The organism is Morganella sp. HMSC11D09, from assembly GCF_001807955.1.
In the GTDB taxonomy this organism is placed as follows: Bacteria; Pseudomonadota; Gammaproteobacteria; order Enterobacterales; family Enterobacteriaceae; genus Morganella; species Morganella morganii.
Map to the genome: position 1 here is coordinate 153,945 of NZ_KV791661.1, position 15,396 is coordinate 169,340.

Annotated in this window: 11 protein-coding genes; 5 read left to right on the top strand and 6 right to left on the bottom strand. The window is 49.1% G+C overall.

All coding sequences use genetic code 11. The features are described from left to right. Positions 1-17: 17 nt before the first annotated feature. From purT to HMPREF3119_RS03320, 3 genes are all read right to left on the bottom strand, one after another. Positions 18-1,196 carry a formate-dependent phosphoribosylglycinamide formyltransferase gene (gene purT / locus HMPREF3119_RS03310; protein WP_070578515.1) on the bottom strand — a complete coding sequence of 393 codons (1,179 nt, stop codon included), beginning with the start codon at positions 1,194-1,196 and terminating at the stop codon, positions 18-20. Positions 1,197-1,297: 101 nt separating this feature from the next. Then, positions 1,298-2,206 carry an EamA family transporter RarD gene (gene rarD, locus HMPREF3119_RS03315; RefSeq protein ID WP_004236036.1) on the bottom strand — a complete coding sequence of 303 codons (909 nt, stop codon included), beginning with the start codon at positions 2,204-2,206 and terminating at the stop codon, positions 1,298-1,300. A 762-nt stretch (positions 2,207-2,968) separates the two neighbouring features. Beyond that, a complete protein-coding gene (locus HMPREF3119_RS03320; RefSeq protein WP_070578438.1) occupies positions 2,969-3,967 on the bottom strand; it encodes a LacI family DNA-binding transcriptional regulator in 999 nt (332 codons plus the stop codon). A gap of 406 nt (positions 3,968-4,373) precedes the next feature. Here HMPREF3119_RS03320 and HMPREF3119_RS03325 point away from each other — a divergent pair, with 406 nt between their 5' ends. Further along, on the top strand, positions 4,374-5,003 hold the full coding sequence (locus tag HMPREF3119_RS03325) for a response regulator transcription factor (protein ID WP_004236038.1): 630 nt from the start codon (positions 4,374-4,376) through the stop codon (positions 5,001-5,003). Positions 5,004-5,580: 577 nt separating this feature from the next. Here the strand turns inward: HMPREF3119_RS03325 and HMPREF3119_RS03330 are convergent. Further along, entirely contained in the window at positions 5,581-9,126 is a 3,546-nt protein-coding gene (locus HMPREF3119_RS03330; protein ID WP_070578441.1) for a hypothetical protein, read from the bottom strand. Further along, a complete protein-coding gene (locus HMPREF3119_RS03335) occupies positions 9,123-9,584 on the bottom strand; it encodes a hypothetical protein (RefSeq protein WP_004236040.1) in 462 nt (153 codons plus the stop codon). The genes HMPREF3119_RS03330 and HMPREF3119_RS03335 overlap by 4 nt, the downstream gene beginning before the upstream one ends. A gap of 945 nt (positions 9,585-10,529) precedes the next feature. Here HMPREF3119_RS03335 and xdhA point away from each other — a divergent pair. From xdhA to xdhC, 3 genes are read left to right on the top strand one after another with little or no spacing between them, the layout of a single operon-like run. Further along, entirely contained in the window at positions 10,530-12,836 is a 2,307-nt protein-coding gene (gene xdhA / locus HMPREF3119_RS03340) for a xanthine dehydrogenase molybdenum-binding subunit XdhA (RefSeq protein ID WP_032099130.1), read from the top strand. Between the two features lie 5 nt (positions 12,837-12,841). Continuing rightward, positions 12,842-13,720, top strand: a complete 879-nt coding sequence (gene xdhB, locus HMPREF3119_RS03345) for a xanthine dehydrogenase FAD-binding subunit XdhB (protein WP_049240861.1) — start codon at positions 12,842-12,844, stop codon at positions 13,718-13,720. Further along, complete coding sequence (gene xdhC / locus HMPREF3119_RS03350; protein ID WP_004236043.1) at positions 13,717-14,196, top strand: xanthine dehydrogenase iron sulfur-binding subunit XdhC; 480 nt, start codon at positions 13,717-13,719, stop codon at positions 14,194-14,196. The genes xdhB and xdhC overlap by 4 nt, the downstream gene beginning before the upstream one ends. A 27-nt stretch (positions 14,197-14,223) precedes the next feature. Here the strand turns inward: xdhC and HMPREF3119_RS03355 are convergent, their stop codons facing one another. Continuing rightward, the gene (locus tag HMPREF3119_RS03355; protein WP_036417952.1) at positions 14,224-14,595 is read right to left on the bottom strand and encodes a winged helix-turn-helix transcriptional regulator; all 372 of its coding nucleotides are present in this window, start codon (positions 14,593-14,595) and stop codon (positions 14,224-14,226) included. A 97-nt stretch (positions 14,596-14,692) separates the two neighbouring features. Between HMPREF3119_RS03355 and nfsB the strand changes: the two genes are divergently transcribed. Continuing rightward, positions 14,693-15,346 carry an oxygen-insensitive NAD(P)H nitroreductase gene (nfsB, locus tag HMPREF3119_RS03360; protein ID WP_070578444.1) on the top strand — a complete coding sequence of 218 codons (654 nt, stop codon included), beginning with the start codon at positions 14,693-14,695 and terminating at the stop codon, positions 15,344-15,346. The last annotated feature ends 50 nt before the right edge of the window (positions 15,347-15,396 follow it).

Below are 15,396 nucleotides of genomic sequence, written 5' to 3' on the forward strand. Positions count from 1 at the left end.
CACAGATATTACCCCGGTCAGCCGGTGACGACTACTGATGCCGCCGCCTGTTTTGCAGTATTTACCGCCTCCTGAACAGAAGGTGCCAGCGCCAGGGCAACGCCCATGCGTCGGGAGCCGTCAATCTCCGGTTTGGCAAACAGACGCAACTGCACAGTCCCGGTCAGGGCGTGCTCCAGCCCGCTGTAACGAACATCATCGCTGCGCAGTGACGGCAGGATCACCGCTGAAGCAGCCGGACGGTACTGAACTATCTCTCCGGCCGGTAATCCGAGAAACGCCCGCACATGCAGGGCAAATTCAGAGATATTCTGTGAAATCAGTGTGACCAGCCCGGTATCGTGAGGACGCGGAGAAACTTCATTAAAAATAATATCCTCACCACGGACAAACAGCTCAACACCGAACAGACCATAGCCGCCCAGCCCGTTAACGATAGTCTCCGCCACCTGTTGTGCCCGTGCCAGAACAGCATCCGGCATGGCCTGCGGCTGCCAGGATTCACGGTAATCCCCGCGCTCCTGACGGTGCCCGACCGGTGCACAAAAATGCACACCATCTGCCGCACGGACAGTCAGCAGGGTGATTTCATAATCGAAATCAATCATCCGCTCGACAATCACCCGCCCTTTTCCGGCGCGTCCTGCTTCCTGAGAGGCCAGCCAGGCATCGTGCAATGTGCTTTCATCGCGGATAATGCTCTGCCCTTTACCCGATGAACTCATCACCGGCTTGATAATGCAGGGAAATCCAATCTCACCGGCGGCACGGATAAAAGACGCCTCATCATCCGCAAAACGGTATTCTGATGTCATCAGCCTCAGCTCTTCTGCGGCCAGGCGGCGGATCCCTTCGCGGTTCATGGTCAGTTTTACCGCATTGGCACAGGGCACGACATGAAAACCCTCCTGCTCCAAACGGTATAATGTATTTGTCGCAATCGCTTCAATTTCCGGCACAATATGGTCAGGCTGTTCTTTCCGGATCACAGCTTCCAGCTCCGCGCCGTCCAGCATGTTGATCACATAGCGGCGGTGTGCGATATGCATGGCCGGCGCGTTGTCATAACGATCAACAGCAATCACTTCAATACCGAGCCGCTGGCACTCAATCGCCACTTCTTTGCCTAATTCACCTGCGCCCAGCAGCATCACTTTTGTGGCCCCCGGGCGTAATGCCGTACCTAATGTTGTCATCACTGTCACCTGTTCAGAAATACCGGAAAATTTGCGCGCCATTATATACGCAATCGTTTGCTTTAGTCACGAAATAAGCAAATCACCGGCTGTCACAGCGCTCAGCGGGGTTTTATACCCAGACCGGCTTTTGCTGTATTTTTCCAGTGATGGCGGATAAGAGACAGGATACAGAACAACAATCCCAGCCAGATCAATGAGAAACTGACGCCTTTGACAGCATCAAAATGCTCATTAAAGAGGAACACCGCCAGCAGGAACTGAATGGTCGGCTCGAGATACTGTGCCAGCCCGATAGTGGTCAGTGTGGTGGAACGCACCGCCGCCGTGAAGAACAGCAGCGGCAGCAGCGTGACAGGTGCGGTCAGTATAAAACAGATGCGGGTAAAGGTATCTGCGGTGCTGAATGTGCCCGCTCCGCTGTTTTCAAGCCAGAAATACAACACAATAGCCACCGGCAGCAGCCAGAGACTCTCAATCAGCAGTGAAGTCGTCAGGTCATAACGGATAAATTTGCGGATAAAGCCGTACAGTGCAAACGCAGAGCCCATCATCAGCGCCAGTTTCGGCAGGCTGCCGTACTGATAAAGCTGATAACCCACCCCGGCACAGACAAAAATCAGCGCGGTTTTCTCTGCCGGTTTCAGGCGTTCATGCAGGAAGATGACACCCAGTAAAATAGAAAACAAGGGGGTGATGAAATATCCCATGCTGGCTTCCAGCACCAAATCATGGGTCATTGAATAGGTAAAGGTGCACCAGGATATTGCCATCACACTGGTACTGAGCAGACAAAGCAGCAGCGAGCGTTTATCCGCCCATACCGCTTTTACCCGGGTACGGTTTTTTAAAAAGAAACGGACAAATATTAACAGCGGAATTGACCAGAGGACACGCTGGGATAATAACTCCAGCGGCTGCACCCCCGGCAGCAGGCGGTAAAAAAGCGGTGTGATCCCCCAGAGAAAATAAGAAAAAATCGCCAGCATCGCGCCGGATCGTAAAAACATGGTTCAGCCAATCCTGTTTATCATTATGTTATGACTATCATACCCCCCTGCATTAAAAATCCCATGCGCCTGCTCAATTTATTTCCCGTCACCGGTCTCTCCCGTATACATCATATTATGTTCACTGAAACCACGCTGTTTACTACGCAGATATAACTATAAAACACCAGTCTCGCTTGATTTTCATATTGATAACGTTAACATTATAAGTATCATTAACAAATCATTTTTGGGTATAATTCATAACATTTGATGTTAACGTTAACTTTGAGTGATTATAGCCAAATAGATCCCCTGATTTTTTATACTCTGGAAACTACAACCTCTCGTAATGCATTGATTACAAACGATAAATAATCATTTAATGTTCATTGCCACGATAAACAGAGCAACACGTCAGACATTTCCCTCCGGAGATTGAAAAATCTTTCGTGCGGTAGCTTTGTCTCTGAAAAATATCATTACCTTTTTTTAATTAACTATTTTAACGTTAACATTGAAAGGTAAGTAATAATAATTACCACTACGAACCAAAAATCAAAGAAACAACATTAAAATACAACATTGAAAGTTTTGTGTTTAGCTAAAGCGAAATTTACGCTTAATGTTGCACTCAAAACGACAGATAAGTCCGTAATTACAAAAATAACGCTGCGCTGATTTTTTATCCGGCAGCCTGCCTTTGGTTAATTAAAAAAATTAACCAAACGTGAACGGATAAAAATCAGGAAAAAAGAGAAAGGATTGTGTAACAGCCGGGGATCAGAGTGACTCTCTGCTGAGCATCCGGCAGGGGACATAAGTCCGCCCTGACGAAACCCGTTCCTCAATAAGATGCAGTGCCGCTGTTTCACCCAGCAGGCGATACGGAGAGCGGATAGTGGTCAGCGGGGGATAAAAAAGTTCTCCGGTACCGGTCATATTTTCACAGCCGAGAATACCGGCCTGCTCCGGAACAGAAATACCGCGGGTTAATAAAACCTGATACACAACAAAGGCTATCTGATCATTACCACAGATAATACAGTCAAATAACGGTGAATTACCGTCAATGTATTGATCTATCAGTGTCACAACGTCCCGGTAATAAATATCAGATAATGTGATGTTGTGCTGATTCAGCTGACCGGCTGACAATCCCGCATTCAGCCACGCATTCTGAACCGCATCACGGCGCAGACCGGATGAAAGGCATTCCGCCGGCGGCCAGATACAAAGCGGGCGGCGGTAACCCCGCTGAATAAGATATTCTGTTGCATCATACTGAGCATGATAATCATCCGGAATATAAAACGGTAACGCTGTATTTCCGGGATCATAGCAGTTCGTTAATACCAGGTTTCTGTCGCGGAGTAACTCAGGAATGTTTATCTCACGCAATTCTGCACTGGTAATAATAATACCGTCAGGGCGGCGGGATAAAATCTGGCGGACAGCCGCAACCGGGTCATCTCCGGATGAAATATTAACAACAAAGTGGTCCCAGCCATATTTTTCTGCACACTGCTCAATAGCCAGCAGTATTTCAACAGAAAACGGGGCTGAGGCGGTATCAATTGCTAATACCCCCATGCACGACAGATTTGTATTTTTACCTCTGATTTTCCGGGCTGATAAATCCGGTACATAATTCAGAACATCAATAGCATGCTGAACCTGTCTCAACGTCTCAGGCTTCAGCAGTTCCGGATTATTTATTGCCCTTGAAACAGTCATCAGTGAGACTGATGCCAGGCGGGCAACATCTTTCAGTGATGCCATATTATTATCAGTAGAAAATAAGTGTTTGTTCTGTCGCGTGAAAAAGAAAAAATGTGAGCTGCCATTTATAACATATTGTGTCTGTAACCCCAAGAGCAAATGTAAATGTTTATTTCATAAAAAACCCCTTACTCCATAAATTAAACGAACTTTAAACAATAGCAACATATTGTTTTATAAAAATAAAAATAAAAATAAAAATAAAAAACATCCACATTATTTTGCTTTTATTAAAAAACATACACCGATTCCGAAATGAAATTTACTTATCCATTTAAACATTTCCTCGACGTTATCTTATCTACAATACATAAAATTTGCGTAGATAAACCTAAGTAATTATGCCCTTATTTTTATCCGTTAATATCGGTTTGTTTTGTGTCCTATTTTAATTGAGGAGTAACTTATGGATGCCGTTATTCATTTAATCAACTGTGCTGATTTACCAGGCAACAATATCAATTTCATGCTTGATAATATGAATTGTGAAGTAAAATCTTATTCATCTGAGCAGGCTTTTCTGAAATATTATGTTAATACGCCAAAAGAGCATGCCCGTGAATGTATTATTCTGGAAGTGGGAGAATCATCTGCTGAGGCATTCTATCTTATCGATGAACTCAAACGCCTGAAAAGCATTATTCCTGTGATTGTTATCACCGCTTATCCGTCTTTTGAGACCTGCCGTCGTGCATTTAAAGCGGGTATTCTGGAATTCTTCAAGAAACCGATTAATTCAGAGCTGTTAGTTAATGCGATTCATGACGCATTTAATCAATATGAAAATAGCCTCACTAAGTACCATAGATATCAACGCTTTAAAGATAAATTCAGCAAGTTATCTGCCCGTGAGAAAGAGGTCATGGATATGATTCTGGAAGGAAATACCAGTAAAGAAGCTGCACAAAAATTATCATTATCGCCGCGTACTGTTGAAGTACACCGTTCTAATATGTATACCAAGCTGCGTATTAAATCATTACTACAACTGGTGCAGGAATATGATTTCTATAAAAACTATTCAGATTCAATCTGAGCATTTCCGTTTTTATAATAAACTTTATATTCCGCTTTTGTAGTTAATAAATATACCGATGATTTTACCTGCTTCTGCTTGCTTATTTAACTGCTTCTGATGTTTCACTGTTAATACAGATTGTCATTTCTATCATATTCCGGATTGCGCCAGTGTTACCACTGGTGACAAATTGTAATGTAATGATAATACACCAGGGTATCACTCTGATATTAACGACACATACCGGCAGTCATATATTCCGGAAAACCTGACATAATGAGATCTGACATCCTGTAATACAGATATAAAACTTCATTAATAGTATTTAATACCTGATTACTCATTTTAATATTTTGTTACAAATGAAACAAAATGCACTTTACCCACCTTATGGGTAAACCGGAGTTGTGTGCTGCCTGAAAACTCCCTTCTCTTTATACCACTCTTCCCCTGCGTGTTTTCATGCTGATACTGCCAATCAGCAATAATGACATGCCCCGCTGTTATTCCCTGAAATTCGCTGTCTTCCTGTAATAATACGCCATAAAAAAAGCATCCGTTACAGGATGCTTTCAGTATTCACATAATCGCCGGATTATTCTATTTTCAGCACGTTCAGTTTGATCATAGACATTGAGTTCGGTGGTATCTGCCCTTCAATACCGGCGACACCATAACCGCCTTCCGGTTTTATATACACATCAACCGCACCGCCTGCGCCGGCAAGTGAAACGAATTTAGCCAGGTCACCCGGTAATTCATTGAACGGAATAACCGCCGGTGCATTTACCGGATATGACACGGTTACTTTACCGTCAGTTAGTTCCTCATGCATCGCAAATGTGACTGTTTTTCCTTTCAGCGCTTTATATTTCTGTCCCTGTTTGGTGATACGGTAATAAACGTCCGGCGTCATTTTGGAATAATTCTGGCGCTCCAGGCGGGCGATCAGCTCCTGGTTTTTCCGTTTATTCAGCTCACCAACCTGCTGGAAAGTATAAGCCGCCACGGCTTTATTTTTTTCTTCTGCTTTCGCAATTTGTGTATTCAGCGTGGTATTTTCTGTCCGCTGTGCACTGACAACCGCCTTTTGCTTATCTATTTCTTTCTGCAATGCGGTGTATTTTGCCGAGAGATCGGCATTTTCTTTCAGCTTAGCCGCCGCTTTGGCGAGTTCTGCATCTTTATCTGCCAGCTGCTTTTTCTGGTTATCAAGCTGAGTATTCAGCTTAATTAATTCCGCATCAGATTTCGCCAGTGCTTCAATCTGCTGTGTTTTTTCTTTTAAGGCTTTATCCAGCTGAGCAGCCCGCTGCTGTTCTGCCGCTAATTTTTTATTCAGTCCGGCATTATCCGCCTGAACAGTACTGCTCTCTTTATCTGCACCAGATATTTTTGCCGACAGCAGTTGCTTATCCGCCGTCAGCTGCGCAATTTTTTGTTCCAGTGTGGCTTTATCCACGATCAGCGCAGCCACCTCTTTTTTCAGATTATCGCTCTGACGGGCATTATCCGCCTCACGGCTCTGTAACTGAGCTGTCAGCTTAAGTTTATCGGCCTCACGCAGCTGTAATTCTTTTTCCAGTGTCTGCAACTGAGCTGCCATTTTTGCGTTATCGGTATTTTTGGCGTTCAGTTGTGTAATCTGTTTTTCCAGCGCGGTTTTATCGGCGGCCAGAGTGCTGAGGTCTTTTTTCAGCTTGTAACTCTGTGCTGCCGCATCTTTATTCTGAACAGCCAGTTGATCTGCAAGTTTCTGCTTTTCTGTTTCGGTATTTTTCAGCTTCTGCTCAGTATCGGTCAGGCTGCGGGTGACTTTCGCCAGATCGGAATTTTTATCATTCAGCAGTGCCGCATTTTTCTCTGACTGTGCTTTCTCTGCCGTCAGCTGTGCAATCTGTTTTTCCAGCGCAGTTTTATCCGCAGCCAGGGCAGCGAATTCTTTTTTCAGCTGTGCGCTCTGTTTGTCACTGTCAGCATTACCGGCCGCAATCTGTGCCGCCAGCGCCTGTTTTTCGGTATCACGCTGTTTCAGTTGCTGCTCCAGCGTACTCAGTTGCTGAACCATTTTTGCCATATCTGCATTTTTACTGCTCAGCTGTGCGATACTTTTTTCAGCCTGTGCCTGCTCTTCGGTCAGCCGGGTGATTTGCCCGGTCAGTGCCGTTTTATCAGCGGTCAGTGCGGTCAGATCTTTTTGCAGCTGCGCATTCTGCTGCTGGTTATCGGTGGTTTTCTGCAGTAATTCAAGCGCGATACGCTGTTTTTCCGCTGTGCTTGCTTTCAGCTGTTTTTCCAGCGCTGAAACCTGCGCGGTGGTTTTCTGCATTTCCGCTGTTTTCGCATTCAGCAGTTCGGTATTTTTGGCTGAGGCGCTGTTTTTATCTGCGGTCAGTGCAGAGATCTGTTTTTCCAGTGCTGCTTTTTCTGCCGTCAGTCCGTCGAGAGATTTTTTCAGCTCCGCGCTCTGTTTCGCACTTTTACTGCCCTGTTCCGCCAGTTGTGCGGTCAGTGCCAGTTTTTCGGTATCACTTTGTTTCAGCTTACTTTCTGTTGCCGTCAGCTGTTGCGTAAGTTTTGCGAGGTCGGCATTTTTACTGCCGAGCAGCGCGAGGTTCTCGTCAGCCCGGCTCTTCTCTGAATTCAGCTGCGCAACCTGTTTTTCAAGCGCCGATTTATCCGCTGTCAGCGCAGTGATCCTTTTTTCCAGATCGGCTGATTGTTTGCCGTTTTCGGTTTCCTGAGATTGCAGTTTTGCTGTCAGGCGCTGTTTTTCCGCATCCCGCTGAGCCAGCTGTTTTTCCAGTTCCGTCAGCTTCTGCGTGATTTTTGCCATATCGGCATTTTTGCTTTCCAGCAGCGCGAGATTTTTATCTGCCTGAGCATTATCGGATTTCAGCCCGGTAATCTGCTTTTCCAGTGCCGCTTTTTCTGCCGCCAGTGCTGCCAGGTCTTTTTTCAGCGCGTCGCTCTGTTTGCTGTTTTCACCGGTCAGCGCGAGGATTTTGTCATTCAGCTGCTGTTTTTCCGCATCCCGCTGAGCCAGCTGTTTTTCCAGTTCCGTCAGCTTCTGCGTGATTTTTGCCATATCGGCATTTTTGCTTTCCAGCAGCGCGAGATTTTTATCTGCCAGCGCTTTTTCTTTATTCAGCGCCGCAATCTGTTTTTCAAGATCGGCTTTTTCGGCTGTCAGAGCCGTGACCTGACCTTCCGCCTGACCAAAACGGGCCAGGTTTTCGCTTATCTGCTGATTGAGTGAATCAATCGTTTTGCGGTTCTGTTCCAGCTCGGCGGTCAGTTTGGCGCTGTCGCTTTTTGCCGCAGTCTGTAACTCATTATTTGCCAGAGTCAGATTGCTGAGCTCTGTCTCTTTTTTCGCAATATCCGCGAGCGCCTGTTCATAATTATGCTGAACATTCCGGTACTTTTCGTTCAGTGACGCGAGTTCACGCTTCACATCCTGTAATTTCAGGCGGGTGAGGCGCAGTTGTTTCTGCAGATCAGACGGCGTAAACCAGGTTTTCGGTTTCAGCACACGGGCAACCGTCAGCGGCAGATCAGAGAAATACGTCATTGAACGGAAAGGTTCACCCAAAATGGCAAACAAGGCTTCCGGTGTGAGAGTCAGTGAGGAGGTCATACGGGAAGGAACCGGCGAAAACACAAATCCCCGGTGATTTCCGCCCCATTTCTGGCTGTCACGGACCAGATAAGCCGGAGACCACTGCGGGTATCCGACCGGAACAGGATTGGTCACAACAACCGGTTCCCTGACCACAATATTTTCGCATTGTGCCGGTACGGAGATCCCCGGGGTTGTTGTGTCAGTTTTCTGTGCGGCAGCTGTTTGTGTCCGGCTTTCCTGCGCGGACGAAACAGTGCGTTTTCCTGTGCGGGCAGCTTTACGTGTGCCCTGACGCTGTGACTGAGTGGCCTTACCCGCCGTATTTACCGGCGGTGTAACCCGGGTTTCGGGAGACCTGCCAGGTTGCTGCACTGATACCGGAAAATTGCCTGATGCTTTTTCAGCCTGAATATAACGGTCAAAATCTTCAATAACCTGATTAAATTCAGATGCAGTTGCCGGTTGCACTGCCGCAAACAATGCGACAGTAATACACAACCTGATGTTCAGTCTCATAACCCGTTAACCTTCTCCAGGGTATTCTCAATAGACAGAACAGAATAATAACGAACCTGGGCACACATCACTTTGGTTTTCGCTTCAATCGACATCTTCAGTAATTTAAGCGTATCCGGGCTGGCGGTTCTTTCGAGCTGACGATACAGTCTGTTGATCTGGCTGATTTCGCTGAAACCGGCGACCATCTGACTGTAATCTTTCGGAGAAATAGTTTTGAGCGAGTCGAGTTCTTTAACACACATACTCAGCTCAGGCGAAATCTGTCCGGAGGGTTGCTGTAATTCAGGTCTTGGCAAAGGTGCAGTCGTTCTCACCGGCTCCTGCTCCGCCGGCTGAACCGGTTGTGCCGCAGGCTTCGGCGCAGAGGGTGTCGTTAATGAACAGCCGGACAGGGTTACAACGCCTCCCAACAGGAGTATCCCCGCCATTTTGTTCAGTGCTGTCTTGGATAACATAGTTTCACCTTAGAGAAATAATTTGGCCACTGCTGCGTTGTGCAAAAATAGGCACCAATTGTATAGCCAGAGCCGTGGAAAATAAACTCTGACGTGTCACAACTCAGGCTTATGTAACATACACTACGTCGCGGGCGAGTCTGAACTATTCGTTTTTTGTTATCCGAACACCTTACTGCAGCCGCACAATCTGAATTCTCACGCTTGTCATCGTCAACGATTTGGCTTCATTATTATTCTGCTCTGCCGGTCTGTTTCTTACAGGCCGAGAACATAAATTAGTCAGTTTACCTTACAAAACGGTACCGGAATATTTGCCGGACAGTTTGTAACAAGTCTTAAAAATAAGTATCACCCGGTATCTGTCCATCATAAAAAGAATATAAGCACAGTTGTACCTGAGGCGGCATTATATCTTATTCACGAATAAAATCGATTAACCGCCGCAGACAACCATTCTGTAAATATGAAAATAAAACGACAGACACAGAACAAATACATAACCCGCTGTTATCCCGGATGATTCACGGCAGTATAAATGAATAATTCCGTTATGGATTCTCTTTTTTTCAATTATGCGACCGGGATTCCGTTCCTTTTTCCGGGTTGATTATTATCATTATTTTCTTAGTAATCTATTATCTTCTTATAATTTAAAAGCGACAGAATTTATCAGGTTTATTACGCATTATATGATTAGTAACGCTATCAAACTATAAATTATCATTCTGCTTCTGCGGTACTCCGGGATTATCAATACAGACACATTTTTCTCTCAATATGAGAGAAAGCGGGACAGGAAAATCCGCCGTTTCCTGCCGGACACCCTTATTTTTTTTACCTCAGTCACAAATCCCCCGATAAATTGCTGTTTTTCTCCCTGCTGGCGTATTTATTGCTTGTTTTTATGCATGCTTACTTTTTCCTGAAGCCGGAGAAATAATAATGTCTGAAGCAGTCGGAAAACGCGCGCTGGGTACGCCTTACCTGCGCGTTGATGCCCTGAGCAAAACATCAGGGCGGGCGCGCTACACGGATGATCTGCCGATGCCGGGTATGCACTACGCCAAATATGTCCGCAGTACCATTGCCCACGGGATGGTAACATCCGTTGATGCGTCACAGGCGCTCGCCATGCCGGGTGTGGTCGCGGTATTCACCTGTAACGATGTGCCGCAGATCCCGTTCGCCACCGCCGGTCACGCCTGGTCTCTGGAACCGGCCAAACGTGATGTGGCAGACCGCCTGCTGCTGAACCGCCATGTGCGCCACCACGGCGACGGTGTGGCGATTGTGGTTGCCCGTGACGAACTGACTGCCGAAAAAGCGGCGGCACTCGTCAGCGTCACTTATGACGAGCTGCCGGTTATCACCTCACCGGAGGCGGCACTGGCCGCAGATGCCCCGCAAATCCACAGCTGCGGTAACCTGCTGAAACGTACCGCTATCAATGCGGAAAGCGCCAGAGCGACAGTCAGTCAGTCGCCGTTCCGGTTCCGCGGCCATTTTGATACCCCGGTGGTTCAGCATTGCCATATGGAAGGCGTCACCTGCTACGCCTGGCAGGAGGCGGATAATAAGATTTCCGTGGTATCGAGTACCCAGATCCCGCACATTGTGCGCCGTGTGATAGGCCAGGCGCTGGATATGCCGTGGTCGCATATCCGGGTGATTAAGCCGTATATCGGCGGCGGTTTCGGTAATAAACAGGACGTGCTGGAAGAGCCGATGGCCGCCTGGCTGACCCTGAAACTCGGCGGTATTCCGGTGAAAGTGGAGCTGAGCCGCGAAGAGTGTTTCTTTGCCTCGCGCACCCGTCACGCCTTCCATATTGATGCGGAGATGGGACTGACCGCCGACGGCACACTGAACGGTTATCATCTTGATGTTCTGTCCAATACCGGCGGCTATGCCTCTCACGGACACTCCATTGCGGCTGCGGGCGGGAACAAAATCCCGTACCTGTATCCGCGCTGCGATTACGGCTATTCCGCCGCCACCGTCTATACCAACTACCCGTCAGCGGGCGCAATGCGCGGCTACGGAGCACCACAGGTCACGTTCGCCCTCGAATGCCTGATGGATGATGCCGCCGCACAGCTGAATATCGACCCGGTGGATATCCGTCTGCGTAATGCGGCGCGGTCCGGTGACTGTAACCCGGTCAATAAGAAAACGATTTACAGTGCGGGGCTGATTGAGTGCCTGAAACGCGGTAAAGAGCTGTTCGGCTGGGATGAACGCAAAGCAGAGGCGCTGGCAACACGCGGGGATATCCGCCGGGGCGTCGGTGTGGCCTGTTTCAGCTATTCATCCAATACCTATCCGGTCGGCGTGGAAATCGCCAGTGCCCGTCTGCTGATGAACCAGGACGGTAATATCAATGTGCAGGTCGGCGCGACAGAAATCGGCCAGGGCTCGGATACCGTGTTCTCGCAGATGGTGGCGGAAACCCTCGGCGTGCCGGTCAGTACCATTCAGATGATCTCCACCCAGGATACGGATATCACCCCGTTTGACCCGGGCGCGTTCGCGTCACGGCAGAGTTATGTCACCGCACCGGCGCTGAAAGAAGCGGCGCTGTCACTGCGGCAGAAAATCCTCGATCACGCCTCGCTGATGACACATCAGGCCGCGTTTAATATGACCATTCTCGACGGCAATGTGGTGCTTGAGGCGCAGCCGGACGTGGTTGTCACCACCGTCGCGGAAGTGGCAATGCACAGTTTTTATCATCAGGAGATCGGTGGTCAGCTTTCTGCTGAATCCTCTCATAAAACACAGACCAACCCGCCGGCCTTCGGCTGTACTTTTGTCGATGTCACCGTGGATATTCCGATGTGTCAGGTGACCATTAACCGGATCATCAATATGCACGATTCCGGCCGGATCCTGAACCCGCAGCTGGCGGAAGGCCAGGTCCACGGCGGGATGGGTATGGGGATCGGCTGGGCGTTGTTTGAAGAGATGCTGATCAACGAAAAATCCGGAGTTGTTCATAACCCGAACCTGCTCGACTACAAAATGCCGACCATGGTTGACCTGCCGGATCTGGAGTGCGGGTTTGTCGAAACCTACGAGCCGCAATCCGCTTACGGCCATAAGTCCCTGGGTGAGCCGCCGATTATTGCGCCGGCTGCCGCTATCCGTAACGCCGTGCGTATGGCGACGGGTATTTCTGTCAATACTATCCCGCTGACACCAAAACGGCTGTACCGGGAATTTGTTAATGCCGGGCTTATCAGGGGGTAACTGCCATGTATGATTTTGAAACTTATCACCGCGCGGAGAGTGTCGCACATGCCGTCTCACTGCTGACGGCAGATCCGCAGGCCAGATTGCTGGCGGGCGGAACGGATGTGCTGATCCAGCTTCATCACCTTAATGAACGCTTCCGCCGTATTGTGGATATCCATGATTTACCGGAGCTGCGCGGGATCAGCTGTGATGATGCGGGGCATATCCGCATCGGCTCCGCGACCACCTTCTCCGAACTGATCGACAGCCCGGTGATCAACAAGTGCCTGCCCGCGCTGAGTGAAGCGGCTGCCACCATTGCCGGACCGCAGATCCGCAACGTTGCCACTTACGGCGGCAATATCTGTAACGGCGCCACCAGCGGCGACTCCGCCTGTCCGTCCCTGGTTTATCAGGCAGAGCTGGAGATAGCCACCCCGGACGGCATCCGCCGCAGACCACTGCGCGGCTTCCATACCGGTCCGGGTAAAGTGGCCTTTGAACCGGGTGAACTGCTGATCGCATTCCATTTCTCACCGGAGAATTACCGCGGTAAAGGCTCCGCCGCTTACAAATATGCCATGCGCGGCGCGATGGATATCGCCACCATTAACTGCGCGGCACTGTGTGATATCAGAGAAGGACGTTTTGAGGAACTGCGCCTCGCCTTCGGGGTTGCCGCACCGACACCGGTCCGCTGTGAACACGCGGAAGCGGCTGCGATCGGAAAACCGGTCACCGCAGACACCCTGAAAGCCGTCAGTCAGGCGATTGAACAGGATGTGGCACCGCGCACGTCATGGCGGGCAGAGAAAGAGTTCCGTTTACACCTGATCCGCGTCCTGAGCGAGCGGGTGATCCGCGCGGCGGCTGAACGTCTGGGAGAAAAAATCGCATGAATATCAAAGAATGGAAAACCATCAGTTGCACACTCAACGGACAGGTACGGGAACTGACGGTGTCACCGGCGGCACGGCTGTCCGATGTCTTGCGTGAGCAGGGGCTTATCAGTGTCAAACATGGCTGCTCTGTCGGTGAGTGCGGTGCCTGCACGGTACTTATCGACGGTATCGCGGTGGATACCTGTCTCTATCTGGCGGTCTGGGCGGACGGTAAGCAGATCCGCACCGCCGAAGGTGAGATGAAACACGGTAAGCCGTCTGCGGTACAGCAGGCTTATGCGGACAGCGGCGCGGTACAGTGCGGATTCTGCACCCCGGGCCTGATTATGATGACCACCGCCCTGCTGGAAAAACACAAAGGGCAGACCCTGACCATCCGTCAGATCCGCCACGGCCTGGCCGGTAACCTGTGCCGCTGCACCGGTTATCAGATGGTTGCCAATGCAGCGGATAAACTCCAGCGTAATCAGTAAACCACAGAAAACAGACACCGCCCGTCTTCAGGACGGTGGTGTCTGTTGCTGTAAAAGTACCGGCAGGGCATGTTCTTCCCCCCAGCTTTTCAGCATCAGTAAGATCGGTACCAGCGACTGCCCGGCGTCCGTCAGGCTGTATTCCACTTTCGGCGGCACCTCCGCATAGACCTTGCGGTGGACAAGCCCCGCTATCTCAAGCTCCCGTAACTGTTTTGTCAGCATACGCGGGGTAATAAATATCAGCAGCCGTTTCAGCTCGTTAAAGCGTTTGATGCCGCTTATCAGATGGTAAAGGATCATTCCCTTGCCCTTCCCGCCCATCATTTCCAGTGTTGCCTCAACCGGACAGGCCTCATAAGCATACGACTCGTAACGCGTCTTTCTGACAGTATCCATTTTGTACCTATATACCAAAAATGTACGTACTTGTTAAAAACATATCATAGTTTATCATTGCGCCGGTTAATGTAAATTACCTTATAAGGATGCCATCATGACCATCACTCAGGCTGTAATGCAGCGTTATTCAACCAAATCCTTTGATCCGGCGAAAAAAATCAGTGATGAGGTGATGAACAGCATCAAAACATTGCTGCGCTATAGCCCGTCCAGCGTCAATATCCAGCCGTGGCATTTTATTATTGCGGCCAGTGAGGAAGGGAAAAACCGGATCGCCAAATCCACCCGCCCGGGCTTTGAATTTAATACCGCAAAAATCACCGATGCCTCTCATGTTGTGCTGCTGTGCGCAAAAACAGATGTGGATGAAGCCTATATGAACAGCGTGCTGGAGCAGGAAGACAAAGACGGCCGTTACGCCACGCCGGAACACAAAGCGATGAATAACGGCGGCCGGACTTTCTTTGTTAATCTCCATAAAGAAACACTCGGTGATCTGCCGCACTGGGCGGCAAAACAGGTTTTCCTGAACATGGGGACATTACTGCTGGGTGCGTCCGCGCTGGGTGTGGATGCTGTTCCGATGGAAGGAATGGATTTTAATACCCTGGATACCGAATTTGGTTTATCCGCCAAAGGGCTGGCACCGGTAGCCGTTGTGTCGCTCGGTTACCGCAAAGAGGATGACTTTAACGCCGCGCTGCCGAAATCCCGCCTGCCGGAAGAGCAAATCCTGACCGTTATCTGATACGAAAAAGCCGCGCGGACCGGTAACATCCGTGCGGCTTCGGCACACAC